Here is a 21,103-nt window from a genome sequence, read left to right on the forward strand (position 1 = left end):
ACCGGCGGCAGTATGCTGCCGCCAGCAAAAAAAGCCTCCGATCTACATCGGACAGCTTTTTTATGCTTGCAGCCAAGAACTTCTCTGTTTCTCAAATTGTTCGATTTCTTCTTCAAGGAGCAATGTTAAAGAAATTTCGTCGTAACCGTTCAGCAGCATCTCTTTCCAATGCGGATCGACCTCAAAGGCAATCTGCCGCCCGGCATGATCTGTTATCGTCTGTTTTTCGAGATCGACCGTCATCGTCAAAGATTGATACTCATACTGTTCAGCAAGCTCTTTCCACGCCTCATAAGGAAGGCGGATCGGCAGCATGCCGTTTTTAAAACAGTTTTGGTGAAAGATATCGGCAAAAGACGGCGCGATAATGATTTTAAATCCGTAGTCGTCAAGCGCCCATGGCGCGTGTTCCCTTGAAGAGCCGCAGCCGAAGTTTTCGCCGGCGATTAAAATCGAAGCGCCTTTGTATTCCGGCCGGTTCAGTTCAAAATCAGGATTGGGATCGCCGTTATCCAGATAGCGCCAGTCAAAGAAAGCAAAACGGCCGTATCCCGTTCTTTCGATCCTTTTTAAAAATTGCTTCGGAATGATCTGGTCCGTGTCTACGTTGATTCTGTTTAGCACCGCCGCTATTCCGTTATGGGTCTTTAATGGCTCCATCTTGTCACTCCTCTATACAGCTGTTGTCTCTTGGTAATATTTTCTGACATCGACAAAGCGGCCGTGAATCGCGGCCATCGCAGCCATCGCCGGGCTGACGAGATGCGTTCTGGCTCCTTTGCCCTGCCTGCCTTCAAAATTGCGGTTGGAAGTCGAAGCGCAGCGCTCTCCTTCAGGGACAACATCATTGTTCATGCTCAAACACATGCTGCATCCCGATTCTCTCCATTCAAAGCCCGCTTCGATGAAAATCTTGTGAAGCCCTTCTTTTTCCGCTTGGATTTTGACGCTTTGCGAGCCGGGTACGACGATCGCTCTGACGCCGTCGGCGACTTTTTGACCTTTAATCATTTCGGCCGCCTGGCGAAGATCTGTCATACGCGAGTTGGTGCATGAACCGATAAAGACATGCTCAATTGTAATGTCCTCGATTTTTTTATATGGTTCAAGACCCATATATTCATATGCGCGCTGCGCTTCTTTTTTATCGTCTTCCTGCAAGAAAGCCTCAGGCCCCGGAATCGTTTCATCAACCGGCAGCACCATGCCAGGGTTGATGCCCCACGTCACCATCGGAGAAATGGCGCTTCCGTCCATCACGATCGTCCGGTCGTAGACCGCCCCCGGATCGGTTTTCAGGTTCTTCCATTCTTCTACAGCTTTCTCAAAATCCTCGCCTTTTGGCGCATATTTTTTTGTTTTGACATATTCAAACGTCGTCTCATCCGGTGCAATCAATCCAGCTCTTGCCCCAGCTTCGATTGACATGTTGCAAACCGTCATCCGTTCGTCCATCGACATGTTTCGGAACACTTCGCCGGTATATTCAATGACATAGCCCGCACCGAATTTAACCCCGTATTTTCCGATGATCGCCAGAATGACGTCTTTAGCCGTCACTCCTTTTTGCAGTTTGCCGTCAACGCGGATTTCCAGCGTCTTCGGTTTTTGCTGCCAAAGCGTCTGCGTTGACAAGACGTGTTCGACTTCGCTCGTTCCGATTCCGAAAGCGAGCGCGCCAAACGCTCCGTGTGTGGATGTATGGCTGTCTCCGCAAACGATCGTTTTGCCCGGGAGCGTCAATCCCAGTTCAGGCCCGATGACATGGACGATCCCCTGGTCTACGCTTGACAAGTCTGCAAGGCGGATGCCGAATTCTTCGCAATTCCGTTCGAGCGCACTGACCTGCCGTTTAGCGACATCATCTTTAATCTCAAACCGATTGACAGTCGGAATGTTGTGGTCCATCGTGGCAAACGTATTTTGAGGCCGTCTGACTTTTCTGTTCTTTTGCCTCAGGCCTTCAAAGGCCTGAGGCGACGTTACCTCATGTATCAGATGCAGATCGATATAGAGAAGGTCAGGCTTCCCTTCACCTTTTTTAATCACGTGTTGATCCCAAATTTTTTCGATGATCGTTCGAGGCATCATCTTTCTTCCTCCCTCTACCAATATCCATTTTCCTTAAACGTAAGCGGTCATGATGTTTGAAATGGCATTGTCGTCTGCCAGCGCGGCTTTTACTTCCCCTGTAATCGATTGAGTTGTGCAATGTTCCGAGCCTTTTGCCAGGTCCTTCGTCCGTTTTCCTGCCCGGAGAACTTGATCGACTGCATGTTCAACAGCTTGCGCTTCAGCTTCAAGACCGAATGACGTCCTGAGCATCATAGCCGCGGACAAGATCGCCGCAAGCGGATTGGCAATGTTCTGTCCCGCGATATCAGGAGCCGAGCCGTGCACAGGTTCGTATAAATGAAGTCCAGAGCTTGATAAGCTGGCCGACGGCAGCATGCCGAGCGATCCGGTCAGCATCGATGCTTCATCGCTTAAAATATCGCCGAACATGTTTTCTGTCACGATAATATCAAACTGTCCAGGCGCATAGATGAGCTGCATGGCTGCATTGTCGACGAGCATGTGCTCAAGCTTGACGTCAGGAAACTCTTTCGCCACTTCTTCCGCCGTCTTGCGCCATAGTTTGCTTGACTCAAGGACGTTGGCTTTATCAACGGAGGTCACTTTGCCTTTTCGACTCTGCGCCATTTGGAAGGCTTCCCTGATGACCCTTTCCATTTCCGACTTTTTATAAAACAGCGTGTCAACCGCTTCTTCCTCGCCGTTCTGATTGACGTACTGCTCGCTCGGCTTTCCAAAATACAAGCCGCCCGTCAGCTCGCGAACGATGACAAAGTCAACACCTTCGATATATTCGGTTTTTAACGGAGAAGCTCCCGCAAGGCTTTCAAATACTTTAACAGGCCGCAGATTGGCAAAAAGATCGAGCTGCTTGCGGATGGCGAGCAGCCCTTTTTCAGGCCGCAGCTCAGAAGGATTTTGATCCCATTTCGGCCCGCCTACAGCTCCGAGCAAAATGGCGTCCGCAGCTTTGCAGGCGGCGACAGTTTCCTCAGGAAGCGGCGCTCCTGCCTCATCAATTGCCGCCCCGCCGATCAGGCCGTATTCAAATTCGAATTCATGCTGATAATGTTCAGCAACGCTTTTCAGCACATCAACAGCCGCGTCCAATACTTCGGGACCAATTCCGTCACCGGGCAAAAGTGCGATTCGTTTTTTCAAATTCAACAAACTCCTTCCTTCTTACTGTTATGATCCTACAGCCGCCTGTTTTGACAATCCTTCCGTATTCGTCTTCAATACGAGATAGCGGTTCACAGCATTCAAGTAGGCTTTGGCAGATGCTTCGAGAACATCCTGGGCAACCCCGCGTCCTCCCGATTCTTTTCCATCGATCATCACCCTGACGTATACTTGCGCGAATGCATCCTGTCCCTTGCGGTTGGATTGAATCCGGTAATCAAGGAGCTGGACTTCTTTATCCATACAGCGCTTCAGCGTGTTGTACACCGCTTCAACGCTTCCCGCTCCGGTCGCCGCTTCCTGGATGACCTGATCCGTTTCCTGATCTTTAAGGGAGACTGTTGCTGTCGGAACCTGGGAGGTGCCGTAATGAACCTGCAGTGAAATAAAATCATAGCCGATTTTGCGGTCTGCCGTTTTCTCTTCGAGTATCAGCGAGATGAGATCTTCATCCGTAAATTCCTTTTTCTTTCCGGTAAGCTCTTTAAAAATGTTGAAGAATTTATTGATTTCTTCTTCTCCAAGCTGGAATCCGAGGTTTTGCAGCTTATCTTTAAATGCGTGGCGCCCTGAATGCTTTCCGAGCACAAGCGCATCCGTTTTCACGCCGACAAGTTCCGGAGAAATAATTTCATATGTTGTTTTTTCTTTTAAGAAGCCGTCCTGGTGAATGCCTGATTCGTGGGCAAAGGCATTATCGCCGACAACCGCTTTGTTCCGCGGCACGGCCATGCCGGTCAGCTTGCTCACTAAATCACTTGTCCGTTTAATCTCATTCAGCTGAATCGTTGATTCCGCCTGGTAGAAATCTTTTCGGATATGGAGGGCGACGGCGATTTCTTCAAGCGAGGCGTTCCCCGCTCTTTCGCCTATGCCGTTGATGACCGATTCGACTTGATCCGCTCCGTTTTCAATCGCAGCCAAAGAGTTGGCGACAGCCATGCCCAAGTCATCGTGGCAATGGGCTGAAAGCTGGACTTTGTCGGCATTGCGGGCATTTTCTTTAATATAGCGGAAGATATTTCCGTACTCGGCAGGCGCTAAATAACCGACCGTATCCGGCAGATTGACGACATCCGCTCCCGCGGCGATCACTTCGCTTACAATCTCGGCTAAAAACGGAAGATCAGTCCGGCACGCATCTTCGGCAGACCACTGGACGATCGGGAAGCGTTCTTTGGCGTATTTCACCATTGCGACCGCCTGTTCCAGAACCTGTTCGCGCGTTTTTTTCAGCTTATATTTTAAGTGGATGTCAGAAGTGGCGATAAAAATGTGAAGCCTTGGTTCAGCTCCGTCTTTGAGCGCTTCCCACGCCGAGTCGATATCTCCTTTGACAGAGCGGGCAAGCCCTGTTACCGAACAGTTTTTAATCGTCCTTGCGATTTCTTTTACTGCATTGAAATCCCCGGGGGATGAAGCGGGAAAGCCCGCTTCCATAATGTTGACCCCGAGTTTTTCAAGCTGCTGGGCGATCGCCAGCTTCTCCTGCGTGTTTAAATTAACGCCCGGCGACTGTTCACCGTCACGGAGTGTCGTATCAAAAAAGTTAATTTTTCGCACCGGCTACCACCGCTTCCTTTTTCTTGCCCTGCTTGACAAACGGCATCATTTCGCGAAGCTTTCTGCCGACCACTTCGATTTGGTGTTCGTTTTCGCTTGCATTGATGGCGTTGAAACGCGGACGGTTGACTTGGTTTTCGACGATCCACTCTTTTGCGAATGTACCGTTTTGGATGTCTTTCAATACTTCTTTCATTGATTCTTTTACCTTCTCATCGACAACGCGCGGACCTGATACGAAGTCTCCCCACTGCGCTGTGTCGGAAATCGAATATCTCATCCCTGCCAAACCTTCTTCATACATCAAGTCGACGATGAGCTTCAGCTCGTGCAGACACTCGAAGTATGCGAGTTCAGGCTGATAGCCCGCTTCTGTCAGCGTTTCGAACCCGGCTTTGACAAGGGAAGTCAATCCTCCGCACAGCACCGCCTGTTCTCCGAAAAGATCGGTTTCAGTTTCTTCTTTAAATGTTGTTTCAAGAACACCGGCTCTTGCGCCGCCGATCGCTTTAGCATAAGCAAGGGCTTTGTCTTTCGCTTCCCCTGTCACATCCTGATAGATCGCAAACAGCGCCGGAACCCCCGCACCTTGTTCAAACGTTCTTCTGACAAGATGTCCCGGTCCTTTAGGAGCGACAAGGAATACGTCAACATCCGCCGGAGGCACGATCTGATGGAAATGAACGTTGAATCCGTGGGCGAATACAAGTGAATTGCCAGCTTGAAGTCCGTCTTTAATTTCCGCTTCATACACTTTTTGCTGCTGTTCATCCGGAAGAAGCACCATGACGATGTCGGCCTGTTCTGCCGCTTCTCTTACCGTGAAAACTTGATGGCCGTCTTCCTCTGCTTTTGCAAAGGATTTCCCTTTTCTGACGCCGACAATGACGTCCACTCCGCTTTCTTTCAGGTTCAGTGCGTGCGCATGGCCTTGTGAGCCGTATCCGATCACCGCTACTTTTTTGCCTGCTAATACGTTTTCTTTGATATCACCGTTATAATATACTTTTACCATTTCAATCTCTCCCTTTTTATGATTTATACAATAGATATTGTTTTAATAGAGGCCGGCTTTTGCTGAGTTCCCCTCGCAAAGGCCGTGGTGCCTGTTCTGGCTACCTCTTTAATCCCGTATGGTTTCAATAGTTCGATCAGGGCTTCGATCTTGCTCGATTCCCCTGTCACTTGAATCACGACGCTGTCTTTTGCGACATCGACGACAGACGCCCGAAACGGTTCGATGACGCCGTTTATTTCCGTCCTGCTCGACGGAGGGGAAACCACCCTGATTAACGCCAGCTCTCTTTGGACGATCGATTGATTCGTAATGTCCGTGACTTTCAGTACATCAATCTGCTTGTTTAATTGTTTTGTCAGCTGTTCCGTTTCTTTTTCATCTGCCACATGAACAACAAACGTGATTCTGGAAATTCCCGCGGTTTCGGTGTGGCCGACCGTAATGCTTTCAATGTTGTAATGCCGTTTTGTAAACAACCCTGTGATTCTGTTTAAGACGCCGCTTTGGTTCAAAACCGTCAGCGTGATGATTCTTTTCAAGGTTTCACCCCCACCATTTCGTGCAGCCCTTTTCCAGGCGCAACCATTGGAAATACTTTTTCAGCTTGTGCAACTTGAACATCAATGACCATCGGTTCATTCGACGTTAGCGCCGCTTCCAGCTTTTCTTCCGCTTCTTCTTCGGATGTGATTCGGACGCCTTTGATGCCGTAAGCTTCAGACAGCTTGATGAAATCAGGCTGTGATGTGAACTTGGAGTGCGAATAGCGCTCATCGTAAAAGATTTCCTGCCATTGCCGGACCATTCCGAGGCAGCGGTTGTTTAAGACCACGACCTTGATCGGAAGGTTCAGATCGTGAATAACAGACAGCTCCTGCAGCGTCATCTGGAATCCTCCGTCGCCGAGTATCGATACAACCGTCGCATCCTTATCCGCAAGCTGTGCTCCGATTGCCGCCGGAAGTCCGAAGCCCATTGTGCCGAGCCCGCCGGAAGTGACCCATCTGTCGGCTTTTTGGAACTGATAAAATTGCGCGGCCCACATTTGGTGCTGTCCGACGTCTGTTGTTACAATAGCTTCGCCCTTTGTATAGCGGTGGATATATTCGATCAGCTTCTGCGGTTTGAATCCTTCTGTTTCATTTTCTTCATACCAGAGCGGATATTCGGTTTTCCATGCCGCAAGCTGCTTTTTCCACTCATCAGAAGCGCTCGGCTTGCCGTTTTGCTTGATCAGCTCCGTCAGTACAAGCTTGCTGTCGCCGACAACCGGAATGTGCGTATGAACGTTTTTGCCGATTTCAGCCGGATCGATGTCAATGTGAGCGACTTTCGCATATTTTGCAAAATGCTTCAAGTTCCCTGTGACCCGGTCATCAAACCTGGCACCGATGCTGATTAACAGATCGCTTTCATACAGAGCCATGTTGGCCGCATACGTTCCGTGCATTCCGGCCATCCCGAGGAAAAGCGGATGATCGGCCGGAAATCCTCCCAAGCCTAACAGCGTATGTGCCACCGGAATCTGCTGCTGTTCGACATAATTTTTTAATTCTTCTGACGCTTTCCCGTGCAAGACGCCCGCACCCGCTAAAATAACCGGCTTTTTCGCTGCACTGACCGCTTCCACAAGCTTTCTGATCTGCAGATAATTCGGTTCCTTCGTCGGCTGATAGCCCGGAAGGTGAATGTCGTGGTCATAGCGGAATTCTCCTTCTACAACGGCGATGTCTTTAGGAATATCGATTAAAACGGGGCCCGGTCTTCCTGTTGTTGCGATATGGAATGCTTCTTTAATAATTCTCGGCAAATCTTCGGCATTGCGTACCTGGTAGCTGTGCTTTGTAATCGGCATCGTAATTCCGATGACGTCCGCTTCTTGGAATGCGTCAGATCCGATAACCGATGTCGCAACCTGACCGGTGAATACGACGAGAGGCAATGAATCGATCATCGCGTCGGCCAGACCCGTTACAAGGTTGGTCGCTCCCGGTCCGGATGTAGCGATGACGACACCCGGTTTCCCGGAAATCCTTGCATATCCTTCGGCTGCGTGGATGGCGCCTTGTTCATGGCGCGTCAGCACATGAAACATTCCCGATCCGTAGAGTTTGTCATAAATCGGCAGGACCGCACCGCCCGGATACCCGTAGATCACTTCAACATTTTCCTGTTTTAAAGCCTCGATCAGCATTGACGCCCCTGCCATTGTTTGTGTACATTGGGCATTTTCAGCATCCAACTGTACATTCGTCCCCATTTTTCTTCCTCCTTATCAAGTGATCATCATCACTGTTCATTCACAATTGTTTTTCAAAAAATAATCAATATATATGTGCCGCAAAGCATGTATCCAATCTGCTTTTGCAGCTAAAAAAAGCCTTCCCGCCCACTGTTGACGCTGCACACCTTGCAGGCCAAAGGGGCGAAAAGGCTTTTCTTTCCGCGGTACCACCCTTGTTCGCGGCTTTTGAAAGCCGCCTTATGGATAATCGCTTATCCGGTTTAATAACGAGTGAACCTTCGTAATGTTCACCCGGCCAGCCCTACTAAACATGGAAATCGTTCAGACTGACACTCAGAGGGGAGTTCACAAGCGGAGGCCGTCACCGGTTCCCAGCAATCCCGGCTCTCTGCAGGCGGCGTTTCCGCTGCTACTTATCCTCTTCAACGTTTATCTTTATTCAGCTGACACTTAAGCTTTGATCTTTGAGGCTGACTTTTAACCCTTCACGGACGACGCGCTCGCGGAACTTTTCAAGCATCCGGTTTGTGTGGACTCCCGGTTTGCCGTCCCCGATCTTGCGGCCGTCAACTTTTACGACCGCGATGACTTCTGCAGCCGTTCCGGTTAAAAACACTTCCTCGGCTGTGTATACGTCATGGCGGGTAAACGGCTCTTCTTTCACTTCATAGCCGAGCTCTCGCGCTATTTCGATGATGGCATTCCGGGTGATTCCTTCAAGCGCTCCGATATAGCCCGGAGGCGTCAAGAGCTTTCCGTTTTTATAAATAAATACGTTATCCGCAGACCCTTCGGCGACATAGCCTTGATCATTGAGCATGAGCGCTTCCGTCACACCCGCCATATGCGCCTCGATCCGGACAAGAATATTGTTTAAGTAGTTCAGCGATTTTACTTTAGGGCTCAGCACATCGGGTCTGTTCCTTCTTGTCGGAACCGTAACAATGTCAATCCCCGTTTCATATAAATGTTTCGGGAATATTGCCAATGGTTCGACAATTATGATGACACTCGGGTTTGAACAATTGTTTGGATCGAGTCCGAGGTCACCTGCTCCTCTTGAAACGACCAAGCGGATGTAAGCGTCTTTCAGCCCGTTTTTTTCGACTGTTTTGAGTACGTGCTGTGTCAGTTCTTCCTGTGGATATGGAATCTCCAGCATGATCGATCTCGCAGAATCGTAGAGGCGGTCCATGTGCTCTTGCATTCTGAAGATGTTGCCGTCGTATACCCTGATCCCTTCAAACACGCCGTCCCCGTATAAAAATCCGTGATCATAGACTGATATTTTAGCGTCTTCTTTTTTAACGAGTTTGTCGTTTAGGAAGATCCACTGGTCTTTCTGGTCCCCCATCCCTCTAGCACACCTTTCTGTTGTAAATGAACGCTTTAAACGATTAAAAATTCATGATGCGGGAACCCGTTTTCCCGCTGTCATTCCCGGGAAAGATGAAAAGTTTTCAAGTGATTTGTTCTTTTGTTTGAACTCATATTACGCCCCTTTACATGCAGTGTCAACCGTATTTTTTAAAATTATTAGACAATTTTGATTAATCAATCTACTTGTATACGCTTACATGATTGATATAAAAGGAAATGTAAAATTGAAAAACAATTTAAAATTTTTTATGTAATCTATAAAGATTACATAAAAAAACTGGCGTTTTATACAGTTTTGTTAGATTTTATCCCGACAATTTTTTATACTTTCATCCCCGCCGGTTAGATTTTTTGCCACATATATGTACAGACTCCATTTTACGATTTTTTTACATAAACTGGTGTTAATCAAAAAAGAAACAGGTGAATATGATGTACCGCACTTTTCCTGCGCACTCTGTTCCCCGCGTGCGCCAATACCCGGGATACTTCGGCTACCCGGTTACTTATGTCTATAATCCTTCAGCACACGGGCCATATACCTATTATCCGTACGGCGGGGTGTTCACCACTCCGACGCTCGGATTCGGCATCGGCTACCCGGGAATTTCCGTTCCGGCTGTACACGCCTTTACCGGTGGATTCAGAGACAATGAATAAAGCACAAAAAAAGAGAGGGCATCATGCTCTCTCTTTTTACCGTTAAACGACTCCCTGAGCGATCATCGCATCCGCCACTTTGATAAATCCGGCTATATTGCAGCCGTCGAGCAGATTTCCGGGCCGTCCGTATTCTGAAGCCGCTTCAACGCTTCTCTTGTGAATATCAGCCATGATCGCCCTGAGCTTCGCATCCGTTTCTTCCGCCGTCCAGTGAAGCCGTGCGCTGTTCTGCGCCATTTCGAGCGCTGAAACGGCTACACCGCCGGCATTTGCAGCCTTAGCCGGTCCGAATAGAACTCCCGCATCCAAAAAGCGTTTGACGGCGCCCTCTTCAGACGGCATATTTGCTCCTTCTCCGACAGCTTTGACCCCATTTGAAATGAGCACTTCGGCCGCCTCTTCGTCAATTTCGTTCTGGGTCGCGCACGGAAGCGCGATATCGCATGGAATAGACCAAATGCCGGTACATCCCTCGAAATAGTGTGCTTCCGGATGCTCGCTGACATACTCGCGAATCCTTCCGTTCCCGTCTTCTTTGAGCCGCTTCACCGTCTCAAGACAGATGCCTTTTTCGTCATAGACATAGCCGTCAGAATCGCTGCAGGCCACCACCTTCGCACCGAATTGAGCGGCTTTTTCCATCGCGTACAGCGCCACATTCCCTGAACCGGAGACGACAACGGTGCTGTTTTCAAAGCGCATCCCCTGATCCTTCAGCATTTCTTCCACGAAATAAACCAGACCGTACCCTGTCGCTTCTTTCCTCGTTAAACTGCCCCCGTATTCAAGGCCTTTGCCTGTTAACACGCCTGCATCATAGCGGCCCCGAATCTTTTTATACTGTCCGAACATAAACCCGACTTCCCTTGCTCCGACACCAATATCGCCGGCAGGGATATCCGTGTCCGGTCCGATATGTCTGTACAGTTCATTCATGAAGCTCTGCGTAAAACTCATAATCTCCCTGTCCGATTTGCCCTTCGGATCAAAATCAGCCCCGCCTTTTCCGCCTCCGATCGGCAGTCCGGTCAAAGAATTTTTAAAAATCTGCTCAAAACCCAAAAATTTAATAATGCTCGCGTTCACAGAAGGGTGAAAGCGGATGCCGCCTTTATACGGACCGATTGCACTGTTAAATTGAACCCGGAACCCTCGGTTAACCCGGATATTGCCTTCATCATCGACCCACGGCACCCTGAAGGTGATCATCCGTTCCGGCTCTGCGATCCTCTCAAGAATGCGGTGTTCGATATACTTTGGATGCCTTGCCAATACAGGGACAAGGGAATCAAATATTTCCTTTACAGCTTGAAGAAATTCGCTTTCGTAAAAATTTCGCTTCTGTACTGTCTCGTATGCTTGTGTCACATAATCTCTCGCCGTCTGGAAATTTGTTTGCTCCATTTTTTCTAGCGTATGCACCTTTTTTCAGCTCCCTTTCTAAAATAAAAGCAGAACGAACATTGTAAGATTTTCTCTCATGGTAAATTTTACAACCAATGCCCCATTTACATCAATCTGGAAAACAGATAAAACCATTGCTGAATTGAGATGTATAACAAAAAGCGAGAATAGACGGGTCATAAGATAGAAGGACAGCTCTTAAAAGCTGAGGAGAAAAGGACCAATAAACCATAAAATACCACTTTATCTGACAGGTTCTTTCTGTACAAAATGTCTATTTTCTTTGTGATCGGCGCATTTCCCCCCTTGTACTCCCGGCAGAGAATGAGCATCTTATCCCGTTTTTAAAATGAAACCTACTGCATACAAAACGAAAACACATAGCTCCCCTTTTTCATGGCAACAATAAAACTAAAACAGGGGTGATCTGATGGACGACAAAAAAGAAATGTCGAACGTTGAAACGCAAAGAAACTTTTTAACAGCTGAAGAATTTCCTGAAGGTGCGTATGGAGCTGCACAGGGCAAAGACGAGCCCGTTGAGAACAAAAGCACGCCATGGAAGGAAGGCCAGCAATACTACAGCAATTTCGCATACGAATTCCGCAATCTTCATCAAGGAACGCCGCGTCAATATCCCGGAGCGCATCCAACCCATGACGAAGAGGATCAAAACGAGGAATGACCGATATAAAAAAGAGCCGTGCTAAACGGCTCTTTACAGCTTTTTATTGTAGAGGCTGTTGAAAATTTTGATTTTGCTGCTGGTTTTGTTGATTTTGCTGACCCTGTTGTCCTTGTTGCCCTTGCTGGTTAAATGACTGCTGCGCCTGCTGAAGCGCCTGGCTCATTTGGTTCATGGCCTGGTTTGTCTGGATCCCTTGAAGAGCCTGATTCAGCTGCTGGACAGCCTGCTGAATGCTTTGCTGAATTTGCTGATCCGTCTGCTGCATTTGCTGCTGAGATTGGGAGCTGAACTGCTGAATTTGCTGTTTCAGCTGATTGATTCCCTGGCTCAATTGAGAGCTCTGCTGGCCGCTTTGGCCCTGCTGCTGTGACCCCATTTGATTAACAGTTTGCTCCAGCTGGGCAAGCTGCTGCTGGATGTTTCCGAATTCCTGAGCAAGTTCGGTATCTGTGATGTTGGCCCCGAGCAGCTGCTCATGCTTTTGTTTTTGTTGCTTCTGCTTTTGCTGCTGATTTTGCTGTTGTTTTGTCATTACAACATCCTCCTTAAAATTGATCACACCCTTTAGCTTTTTCATTTTGTTTGAAATGATGAAAGGGAATTTTTAGGATGTTGTTGTTTTGCAACACCAAAAGCCTCAAACCCTTGTATGCCAAGAAGTTTGAGGCTTTTTTCAGTGACGTCCCAGGGGAGATTCGAACTCCAGACCGATGGCTTAGAAGGCCGATGACCCTTATGGACAGCATGTGACACCACTTAACCGAAAGCCCATGATATCAAGGTTCTTTGCTCTTTTTTGTTTTCTGGAGGAACGAAAAATACCTGATTGGGAGCGAATCCGCTCCCCGCTCGCTCCCAATTTTCCAATTAATTCGTAAGTTTAAAAAGTGGACATTCGTTCCCCTGTTGCCAAAAGCAAAATCCAGGTTTTACATCATCTCCGTTAATATCAAAGGTGTACTCTACATCAAAACCAAAAACCGAGAATATTTGGTCTTATAGGCATGGATGCACTGCTGCAGGATCGTTGAATACTCTGCGGTGCTTTTCAATTCCTTCAAACTATAAGGCGGCTCGATGATGTCATTTCCTTTATAGTCGAATTGATCTTCGTAAATCTGTTTGGTCGTTTCACTTGGGGCATTTGCCTTGAACACGGTGGCTTTCACAGATTGTTGAGCCATGCTTTACCTCCTCTCTCTATTTGGCCGCTGCCGGATTTTCGGTTTCTCCTTCAGATCGGTGACCTCGTAATCATCGAGGGCATACCAGATGGCCGAAAGAGTGTGGGGATCGATCTTGAATTCATCTTCAATGATGCTACCCAGCTTGTCCTTTTTATAGGTCAGCGGCTTGAGTTCAAAAATGGTGTTCCTGCATTGGCCGGAACAAATGATCTTTTTAAACCGCTTGATCTTTTTCGTATACTGCAGGCGCGAACCCTGGTACTTATGAGCTCCCACCATATTGAAACCCTGCTGCCGGAAATACTGAATCGTTTTAGGCTCCGCTGAATCAGCTTTGATAAGCTCTTGGGTGTTCTTAAATTCTTGGAGCTCCTCTGCTGTCCTGTCATCCGTCATTCCTCTTTTGTAATACTCCCAATAGATATAGAGGTACTTTTTCTTATGATCCACCGCAAGCCGGACAACGGCGTTATAGGATTCTTCAAAACCAAAGTCCATTCCTACCCGCTTGATGGGGCAGTCAATGTTCGAGACGGCCTGCATTACTTCATCGTGTGGCCACTCTTCAAGCTGAGGAAAAACCCGAACCCCATTCACGCCAAAATGACCTTTCCTGGCGATGCGGTAAAGGTCTGGATCGTATTCTTTCAGTTCATCCAGCTGCCTTACATAGCTTTCTGGCAGAAACAAATTATCTTCCGCCGTGGAATGATGATAGTATGTGTCATTTAAGACGATCGTTCGCTTTTCGTACAGCTCCTTATCATCTAGGACAAATCGATTGTTCAGATCGTCTTTAAAGAAATGCTTGTATGTCCAGTTGTCTTCCCCGACCGGGTTCGTGGAAAAAATCATATGAAGCGGCAGTGTAGGATGCCGCAGACGGCCGAGAAGCTCTTTAAAGCCTTCATATTTGACCTCTGAACATTCCTCAATCCATATTATTGAGATGTTGTTGATCGATTTCAGTTTGGCCGGTTTGTCCAGCCCCTTGAAGATGATCCGGCTGCCATTTGGGAACCTGACTTGCATCGGAGATGTCATACACCTCACAATATGATCAATCTCTAAGTCATTGATGATCCCTTCAAAATGAGAGAATGTAGAATCCCGATGAGTGTCGTACACTTCACGAATGACTAAGACTGTCCGTTTTTCTTCAAGAAGCTTCAAAATGAGCTTGAGAGCAATGTGATAGCTTTTGGATGATCCGTAACCGCCAACGAGCAGCTGAAATTTTTGGTTCCAGTCAAAGAGAAAATCTTCAAAATGCGGATTGACTTCTTTTACCGTCATTTGCCGTCACCCTTACGAGTAATTGTGATATTCACAGAATTGTCCACAGGGCGGGCGGTAAGGCGTTCAAGCTCTGCCTGTTTCGTCTCGTTTGAAAGATAGATGCCGCGGAGCTTCAATTCTTGCTCATCCATTAAGCGGATCATATCGTATTTCTGGCGAATGGCTTTCAACCGTTTATCCGTTACACGAGTGAGCGCCTCCTCGATATTCAAAATATCATCAATAGCCCGCATCTCGGTTTCTTCAATTTCAGTCACAACAAGACGCTCATTCATAACCGGAACAGGTTTGACTAGTCCATTCTTATCCGGGGTTTGAACGATGTCCTTGACCTTGCGCATTTGTTGCAGCACGCGGCGCTGTTTTTCAGATAGGCCGTTTTCTATCCGACTGATCCGCTGCATCATTCTCCGCTCCCGAAGGCTCAATTCCCTGATCGTTAAGTCAATTTGAAAGAGTGGGTCCGTTTAGATTTCTCCGAACAGCTGTCTCTCATCCTCGTTTAAAAAATCCCACATGATCGTTTCATATTCGCCGGTACGGGCGGAATTTTTATTTCCTTTTGGTGCGGCATTCCCTTTCGCATTTTCGTTTCCAGGCGGTGCATTCCCGCCCTTGTTTCCTTTGGCGTTTTTATTGCCTATTGGAGCGCTGGGACGAAAAGGAGCGCTCCCATTCGATTTAGGAGCGCTCCCTTTGATTTTATCTTCCCATTTATCTATTGCTTTCCACTTGCGGACGGTACTGCTTGAGACGCCCAATTCATCCGCGATGTCTTTTAATTTCTTGGTTCCGCTGCTTTCTTTCCATAAACGGAACGCTTCGTCACGTCTTGGATCACGCGGTCTGGCCATTACATTTCACCCACCTCCGCAACCTGAATTGAGTTTGAGTTTGTTTTTAAATTTCTTCATCTTTCTGAAGCTGTATATCGAGCTCGATGAGCTTTTTTAAATCTTCAACAGTGTTCACCTTAATATGACCGCTTTGAAAATCTTTGACCCATTGGGTGATACCTGCCTGAATAATTTTTCGATATTTCTCTTTAGATTGACTGATGTTTTCAAGCAATTCAGCGCTATGCAGGAGAAGCAGTTTCTCTTTTTCTTTATCATCGCAGGAACGTATGTTTGTATTTTCTGTTGCCATCTGCCTGGTCCTCCAATAGAATAGAGATGAGAGCGTGATTTTCCCACGAAACGCGGCCGCGTCTTCATCACGCTCTTACCAGGGTGATGGCCTTGGGTAAGGGAGGGTGTTGTCAGCACCCTCTTTATAAAAATAAGCCCTAACTAGGGCTTGGTGAATTTGTTATTTTAATATGAGGTAATTCATAAATATTAAATAGTATTAAATCTAATGTTTCTAGATATAACAATAAATCTCTCCGTTTCGGTCGAAATATTTCATGTACTGTCTGATTTCCTACATCTTTAATTTCCAAGAGTATCCTTCGTTGTTCCTCATCAATTATATTCTTTTCTTTAAGTTCATTTATCTTTTGAACCAAATTTAAATTGACCATTACCGGGTTTTTATGACCATCTAACACTGGTTCTCCCTTCTTAATCTTCGGTCTTTTATCAATTCCATTTACCATACATATTGATTCAATAAGCATTCTAATTCCCGTATTGCATAATAAATTCATACGTTGGCGATAAGCATTAATTGTTTCATTTCTAATTCCATTTATTAAGTTAGGTAAGTGATCGAATTCATATTTTTCTTTGAATTGTAATAACTGTTCTACCGGATCCTCCTTTTTTGGCTCTTCTGGAAAGACAGTGTATTCGACAAAGTATTCTCTATCAGTATGATAATTTGAACCGACTATATGAAACATATCTTCATCGCCGTATATTTTTAGAAAAGCAATAGCGTCACAACCTCTACATTGAACTATTGCATAATCCTCATTAAATTGAAAATCAATTTCTTCATCATAATCTAAATTACTTATTGAATACTTTAGTTCATTGTCATGCTCATTTTTAACTATCTGATGGTTTGTTTTTCTCTTACAAGCTCTACAGTACAATTTCTCCGGCACAACGGTCATATATTCCACCCTTTTTAGAAAAATAATAACATTTTTCTAAATGTAGTGAGAATTATTAAAACCACTGATTGTAAATCTGTTCCGATATTTTTTTCATCATGACCGGAGGAACACTCATCCCACAAACATATTGAACAGATGCGTCCATAAAATCATAATCGAGTGGGAAAGATTGCATTAAAATGATATCCCGTTCAGAGATATAGTAGGGCTCATCATAACGGACAAATACCGAACCACTCCCGAGAGTAGGCGGGACAAGGCTATTTTTCACTAATATCGTATTGAAATTAGATTCTTTCCCTTCAATCCTTTTCGTGATGTCTCCCATTATTATCCGACGGCCGTCGCTTCACCCATCTTTTATAAAGCTTTGATGTTTCTTTAAGCCTTGCACCATGGCCGCTTCTGAATTCTTTATATACAATCGGTGGCTCATTGAAGGACAATTTAAGCGGTAGTAAATTCAAGTCCTTCCTTCGGCAAATAAAAAAGACCCGCTCTCTACGTTGCGGGGCTCCCATTGTGGCAGCATTCAACAAGAACAGTTGAACATCATATCCAATTTCCTTGGTCCGTTCAATCACCAGCTTCACATAACCTTTTGCATTTCCGCTGACCATTCCTTTGACATTCTCGGCCACAAAGATTTTTGGCCGCAGCCTTTCAACAGCATCAAGGTAATGAAAAAATAGATCATCAAGTGACTGTTTTGCCTGTCCTTTACGAAAGGCTTTTTCTTTTCCCCAAGCCTTTTCCCGATCCCCCGCAATAGAAAACACGCTGCAGGGCGGGGAACCATCAAAAATATCTAAATCGAACAATTCATCAGGCAGATTTTCCATTTTGTTAAAGTCTCTGATGTCCATAAGAAAAGGATATATCGGATTATGATTCTTCCTGTAAATCTTCATCATTTGCGGATCGATCTCACAGTTCCCCAAAAGATCGTAACCGGCGAGCTTATAGCCCATAGAGGAACCCCCGCCCCAAGAGAATGTACTGAATACTTTAAGGCCATTTTTCTTGATGTTTTTTAAATCGCCCAACTTCCAACGGTACTCTTTCTTTTCCATGTAATCATCTATTCATTAAATGAAAATCCGCATTTGGGGCAGGTATGTTGGAAATGATCATCTTCATAATCATCCAGGTCTAATTCCTGGCTGTCATTGATTTTTCCTTCGTTGCCTTCATGCTCAGCCAGCTCTCCCAAGATTTCATCTATTTCACTTTCTGAGAAGCCTGTAAGGGATAGATCAAAATTATTGTGCTGCAGGTCTTCCAAAACCTGTTCAAGTTTGTAATCATCCCAGTCACCGCTGATCTTATTTAAAGCCAGGTTGAGCGCTTTTTCCTCAGCCTCATCAAAATTTACAACTGAAACCAGGAGAGTCTTTGGATTTTCTTCCATGAGGACGCAAAGATTATAGGAAGCCATATAAAAATGACTTCCTGTGCAAACGGGATCTCACCGCTTGCGTTCCCCGTGACTATCGCGCGCAATCCTGCATAGACTCCAGCCGCTCCTCCTTTGAAGCTGACGATCTTCATCATCATTCGATACATCCGAGTTCACCCTTGATAAGGGAAAGGTGCGTCTCCCATTCTGGCCAATAAAAAAGCGGCCACCAATCAGCTGCACAACATCCGTGTGCAAAAGATCAGTGTCCGCAGGCTCTCCGTCTTGGACTCGATATTCACGTTCGTTTTTCTTGTCTCTATCGTATGACAAAATGGAATAGAAAAAGTCCCCCATTTTATCCCCCTTTTTGTCGGCTTTTTCTCGGATATCTAACCATTAAACAGCAACTTCTTCATAAAAAAACTCCCCTTTCATAGGGAGCTTATTATTAATTATTATTTGAATTTAAATACTCTTCCAAGAATCTAATATTATCTTCATCATTAGGAAAAATGCCTAAGTTCTTATATTCCCAGATAATTTGTCGTTGAGAACCATTTAAATCTGATTTAATTACATCATCATAATTATAATCCATTGAAAACTTTCCATTTCTCTCGAGTGTTAAAGTGAGATTTGTCCAAACTTCGGAATTATTTTGTTTAAACTCATTTTGCAGATCCTCAAATAAATCATGAAGCTCAAACAATAACTCATCATAGATATCTTCACTAACATTGAAATGTTCAGGTATGTTATGAGAATAAATATAATCCTTATTTTGCGGTACATTAAAATAAAAGAAAACCTCTGATGAATCATCTAATATTTCAGCATAGAGATAGACCTTTTCCCATTCAGTAGGGATGATTTCGTTAATCCCCTCTGCTATCTCTTGGTATAATTTTTCCATCTTTTCAGTTTCCATAAATATTAACCTCCATTCTCATTTTTAATTCTTATTTTTTTGATTTTTTCATTCCCAATTTTATATTCGACTTTAAAATAATCCGGTCTTAAAGAGTCATTTTTATATATAGGGCTGATCTTGACCTTAACTTTTTTTGGGGGAACTTCTTTTAAAGCGTTCCTCCATTCTTGTTCCATCTCATACCACTTTCCGCCTCTTCTATTAACCTGAGAATTCATAGGCACAAGATTATCTATGTCCCCTGAACCTTTAAATTGAGAAGCAATTAAATGTCCTCCGTCATCATCTGGCAGTCTATCTGGTTTACCAACGTTAGATTGAGCATACAGATTTCTTTTTGCTTTTCCAAGTTGCAAATCGGCATTTACACTATTAATTCGACCCTTTTGATCCGTTTTAAACGTATAGCCCTGTTTTGTTTCATACACAACGTTTGGCTTCAAAACTTTTTTACGATTTAATCTGGTATACTGGTCTCCGTATTTTACTGTATGTACTGCATGACTATCTGCTTTTCCAGGTTTTTTCCCACTATTAGCTTTAAAAAGCACACTTTTCTTTTTATCCTCAAGCAGCTCCTTCAGCAAAGGCGTATTTTTCACATTAGGGGCCTCTCCCGCTCTTTGGAGCATCCCTTCTAATGCAGGAGTATAGCGGTTTTTAGGCGGATTGAAATGCTGTTTAACAGAGTTAATATTTTTCTTTGCTGTTTGGGCTGCAGCCTTGCCAGCTTTGCCAAGACTTTTTGAGCCTGATACGACAGTAGGACCGGCCTCTGCCAACCCCCATATCGTCCCAATCGCATAAGCAATATAGTGTCCGCGAGAATATGAATCCCCATGTACCATCTTTTCATCCCAAGAATCTGCGATTGATTGCAACATACTTTCGAAAGCGGCTTTGTAATCATACTCAAGTACTGAATTTACAGTTGCTTTTGGGTTTTTAATAAAGTCGTCTGCTTGTCCAATAAGAGCTTTACCTGTTTCAATCGTTCCTTGGATCGTATCTTTTGCAAATTCATATCCTCCAACCACAAAGCCTTTCATACTTTCTAAGACATGTTTTCCATCTTCCAGAGTTCCTTTAATTGGATCTGCTCTGAACTCATAAGCTTCTTCAATGGCAGTAACATAATTCATCTGTTCAGATGTAAGATTATCATATCCAATCTCTCTAGCAACTTTGAGAAACTCATCCGGATCATCATACAACTTTTCAAGTTTTTTCTTCAACGTATCAGTATGACTCATAGGTTCTATTTTGCTGGCCTCTTTTTCAAGCTTTGATCTCTTATCCAGCTTATCCAACATGACGCCCATCGCTGTGTCTTGTCCACCACGTAAAGCATCCATCTCATCTGGCTTTAAAATCGAGCCTTTTTGGTAACCGGTAATTTCAATTTTAGGGCCTGTGTACATTTTTTCAAGCCGGCTTATGTATCTCTGCATCGTTTCCAGGTCGTTTTCAGCGGTTTTAAGAGCGCTTGTCTGTTCGCGGTCGAAGGCGTGCAGCTTTTCAATTGTCTGATTGATTTCCTTTAAAGCTTTCTGATTCTGTTCGTGAAAACCGCTGTCATTCAAATCAGGCAAATCGACAATGTGGCTGACTTTTGCGATCGTGGCATTTGTTTTAGAAACCAAACGCTTCGTAGTGCGGTCGGCCGCATTCAATCCTTGTTCCAGCTCGTGCTCAAGAAAGCTTTGCGAAATAAACCCGTTGTGGTTTGGTTCCAGCGAATTCAGCGCGCTTTTCATTTTCTTCAGCGTGGAACTGTATTCCTCTATGAAAGTATCATAGAACTGTAGAAAAGGGGTGTGGCATTCCTCGTAAAAGGCGCGGATCGCGTCGCCGCCTTTTCCTTTTAAAGCATCATCAAGTGATGTAATGCCCTCTACGGCTTTTTTGACTTTGGATAATTCGTCTGACTGCTGTTTTAATTGTTCCAGCGTTTGATCAATTGCATGGTGCAACGCATGGACATCAAGAGTCTTCATGGC

At 45.4% G+C, this 21,103-nt stretch carries 18 protein-coding genes, 3 pseudogenes and 1 other annotated feature; of the genes and pseudogenes, 2 read left to right on the plus strand and 19 right to left on the minus strand.

All coding sequences use genetic code 11. The annotated features are described in order from the left end of the window. Positions 1-60 precede the first annotated feature (60 nt). From leuD to ilvE, 8 genes are all read right to left on the minus strand, one after another. Positions 61-660: a 3-isopropylmalate dehydratase small subunit gene (leuD, locus tag TRNA_RS36120; protein WP_003184088.1), complete on the minus strand. Its 600-nt coding sequence runs from the start codon at positions 658-660 to the stop codon at positions 61-63. A gap of 12 nt (positions 661-672) precedes the next feature. After that, positions 673-2,091: a 3-isopropylmalate dehydratase large subunit gene (gene leuC, locus TRNA_RS36125; RefSeq protein WP_009329313.1), complete on the minus strand. Its 1,419-nt coding sequence runs from the start codon at positions 2,089-2,091 to the stop codon at positions 673-675. 33 nt (positions 2,092-2,124) lie between these two features. Next, positions 2,125-3,237: a 3-isopropylmalate dehydrogenase gene (gene leuB / locus TRNA_RS36130; protein ID WP_003184091.1), complete on the minus strand. Its 1,113-nt coding sequence runs from the start codon at positions 3,235-3,237 to the stop codon at positions 2,125-2,127. A 27-nt stretch (positions 3,238-3,264) separates the two neighbouring features. Continuing rightward, a complete protein-coding gene (locus TRNA_RS36135; RefSeq protein WP_003184093.1) occupies positions 3,265-4,821 on the minus strand; it encodes a 2-isopropylmalate synthase in 1,557 nt (518 codons plus the stop codon). Beyond that, positions 4,808-5,836, minus strand: coding sequence for a ketol-acid reductoisomerase (ilvC, locus tag TRNA_RS36140; protein ID WP_003184095.1), 1,029 nt, complete (start codon positions 5,834-5,836; stop codon positions 4,808-4,810). The genes TRNA_RS36135 and ilvC overlap by 14 nt, the downstream gene beginning before the upstream one ends. A gap of 23 nt (positions 5,837-5,859) precedes the next feature. Beyond that, entirely contained in the window at positions 5,860-6,378 is a 519-nt protein-coding gene (gene ilvN, locus TRNA_RS36145; RefSeq protein ID WP_003184097.1) for an acetolactate synthase small subunit, read from the minus strand. Then, on the minus strand, positions 6,375-8,099 hold the full coding sequence (ilvB, locus tag TRNA_RS36150; RefSeq protein WP_003184100.1) for an acetolactate synthase large subunit: 1,725 nt from the start codon (positions 8,097-8,099) through the stop codon (positions 6,375-6,377). The genes ilvN and ilvB overlap by 4 nt, the downstream gene beginning before the upstream one ends. A 158-nt stretch (positions 8,100-8,257) precedes the next feature. Then, positions 8,258-8,519: a binding site (T-box leader), on the minus strand. Positions 8,520-8,523: 4 nt separating this feature from the next. Next, positions 8,524-9,438 (minus strand): branched-chain-amino-acid transaminase, encoded by a 915-nt coding sequence (ilvE, locus tag TRNA_RS36155; RefSeq protein WP_003184102.1) that lies wholly within the window; start codon positions 9,436-9,438, stop codon positions 8,524-8,526. A gap of 458 nt (positions 9,439-9,896) precedes the next feature. On the opposite strand from ilvE, the gene TRNA_RS36160 reads away from it, so the two are divergent. Beyond that, positions 9,897-10,124, plus strand: a complete 228-nt coding sequence (locus TRNA_RS36160; protein WP_003184104.1) for a hypothetical protein — start codon at positions 9,897-9,899, stop codon at positions 10,122-10,124. 42 nt (positions 10,125-10,166) lie between these two features. On the opposite strand, the gene gdhA is transcribed toward TRNA_RS36160, so the two are convergent. Next, on the minus strand, positions 10,167-11,549 hold the full coding sequence (gene gdhA, locus TRNA_RS36165; RefSeq protein ID WP_009329318.1) for an NADP-specific glutamate dehydrogenase: 1,383 nt from the start codon (positions 11,547-11,549) through the stop codon (positions 10,167-10,169). A 412-nt stretch (positions 11,550-11,961) separates the two neighbouring features. Here gdhA and TRNA_RS36170 point away from each other — a divergent pair, with 412 nt between their 5' ends. Next, complete coding sequence (locus TRNA_RS36170; RefSeq protein ID WP_009329319.1) at positions 11,962-12,216, plus strand: hypothetical protein; 255 nt, start codon at positions 11,962-11,964, stop codon at positions 12,214-12,216. A 43-nt stretch (positions 12,217-12,259) separates the two neighbouring features. Here TRNA_RS36170 and TRNA_RS36175 read toward each other — a convergent pair whose 3' ends face one another. From TRNA_RS36175 to TRNA_RS36235, 10 genes and pseudogenes are all read right to left on the minus strand, one after another. After that, a complete protein-coding gene (locus TRNA_RS36175) occupies positions 12,260-12,751 on the minus strand; it encodes a hypothetical protein (protein ID WP_003184110.1) in 492 nt (163 codons plus the stop codon). A 398-nt stretch (positions 12,752-13,149) separates the two neighbouring features. Next, positions 13,150-13,403 (minus strand): annotated as a pseudogene (locus tag TRNA_RS36185) (phage portal protein); the annotation flags it as partial. Between the two features lie 3 nt (positions 13,404-13,406). After that, positions 13,407-14,702, minus strand: a complete 1,296-nt coding sequence (locus tag TRNA_RS36190) for a PBSX family phage terminase large subunit (RefSeq protein ID WP_011198171.1) — start codon at positions 14,700-14,702, stop codon at positions 13,407-13,409. Continuing rightward, positions 14,699-15,559: pseudogene (gene terS, locus TRNA_RS36195) on the minus strand (phage terminase small subunit). The gene TRNA_RS36190 and the pseudogene terS overlap by 4 nt, the downstream one beginning before the upstream one ends. A gap of 46 nt (positions 15,560-15,605) precedes the next feature. Then, positions 15,606-15,854, minus strand: a complete 249-nt coding sequence (locus TRNA_RS36200; protein WP_003184119.1) for a hypothetical protein — start codon at positions 15,852-15,854, stop codon at positions 15,606-15,608. A 139-nt stretch (positions 15,855-15,993) separates the two neighbouring features. After that, entirely contained in the window at positions 15,994-16,767 is a 774-nt protein-coding gene (locus TRNA_RS36205) for a DUF4145 domain-containing protein (RefSeq protein ID WP_011198174.1), read from the minus strand. Positions 16,768-16,822: 55 nt separating this feature from the next. Next, positions 16,823-17,741 (minus strand): annotated as a pseudogene (locus TRNA_RS36215) (DNA cytosine methyltransferase). 110 nt (positions 17,742-17,851) lie between these two features. Then, on the minus strand, positions 17,852-18,208 hold the full coding sequence (locus tag TRNA_RS36220) for a hypothetical protein (protein ID WP_003184124.1): 357 nt from the start codon (positions 18,206-18,208) through the stop codon (positions 17,852-17,854). 412 nt (positions 18,209-18,620) lie between these two features. Continuing rightward, a complete protein-coding gene (locus tag TRNA_RS36230) occupies positions 18,621-19,100 on the minus strand; it encodes an antitoxin YezG family protein (RefSeq protein WP_009329324.1) in 480 nt (159 codons plus the stop codon). A 5-nt stretch (positions 19,101-19,105) separates the two neighbouring features. After that, on the minus strand, positions 19,106-21,100 hold the full coding sequence (locus tag TRNA_RS36235) for a T7SS effector LXG polymorphic toxin (protein WP_011201711.1): 1,995 nt from the start codon (positions 21,098-21,100) through the stop codon (positions 19,106-19,108). Positions 21,101-21,103: the final 3 nt, after the last annotated feature.

Source organism: Bacillus licheniformis DSM 13 = ATCC 14580, assembly GCF_000011645.1.
Lineage (GTDB): Bacteria > Bacillota > Bacilli > Bacillales > Bacillaceae > Bacillus > Bacillus licheniformis.

Coding starts and splice junctions, on each gene's coding strand:
- leuD (WP_003184088.1), bottom strand. CDS start 660: ATGGAGCCATTAAAGACCCATAACGGAATAGCGGCGGTGCTAAACAGA.
- leuC (WP_009329313.1), bottom strand. CDS start 2,091: ATGATGCCTCGAACGATCATCGAAAAAATTTGGGATCAACACGTGATT.
- ilvC (WP_003184095.1), bottom strand. CDS start 5,836: ATGGTAAAAGTATATTATAACGGTGATATCAAAGAAAACGTATTAGCA.
- ilvB (WP_003184100.1), bottom strand. CDS start 8,099: ATGGGGACGAATGTACAGTTGGATGCTGAAAATGCCCAATGTACACAA.
- ilvE (WP_003184102.1), bottom strand. CDS start 9,438: ATGGGGGACCAGAAAGACCAGTGGATCTTCCTAAACGACAAACTCGTT.
- TRNA_RS36160 (WP_003184104.1), top strand. CDS start 9,897: ATGTACCGCACTTTTCCTGCGCACTCTGTTCCCCGCGTGCGCCAATAC.
- TRNA_RS36170 (WP_009329319.1), top strand. CDS start 11,962: ATGGACGACAAAAAAGAAATGTCGAACGTTGAAACGCAAAGAAACTTT.
- TRNA_RS36175 (WP_003184110.1), bottom strand. CDS start 12,751: ATGACAAAACAACAGCAAAATCAGCAGCAAAAGCAGAAGCAACAAAAA.
- TRNA_RS36190 (WP_011198171.1), bottom strand. CDS start 14,702: ATGACGGTAAAAGAAGTCAATCCGCATTTTGAAGATTTTCTCTTTGAC.
- TRNA_RS36200 (WP_003184119.1), bottom strand. CDS start 15,854: ATGGCAACAGAAAATACAAACATACGTTCCTGCGATGATAAAGAAAAA.
- TRNA_RS36205 (WP_011198174.1), bottom strand. CDS start 16,767: ATGACCGTTGTGCCGGAGAAATTGTACTGTAGAGCTTGTAAGAGAAAA.
- TRNA_RS36220 (WP_003184124.1), bottom strand. CDS start 18,208: ATGGCTTCCTATAATCTTTGCGTCCTCATGGAAGAAAATCCAAAGACT.
- TRNA_RS36230 (WP_009329324.1), bottom strand. CDS start 19,100: ATGGAAACTGAAAAGATGGAAAAATTATACCAAGAGATAGCAGAGGGG.
- TRNA_RS36235 (WP_011201711.1), bottom strand. CDS start 21,100: ATGAAGACTCTTGATGTCCATGCGTTGCACCATGCAATTGATCAAACG.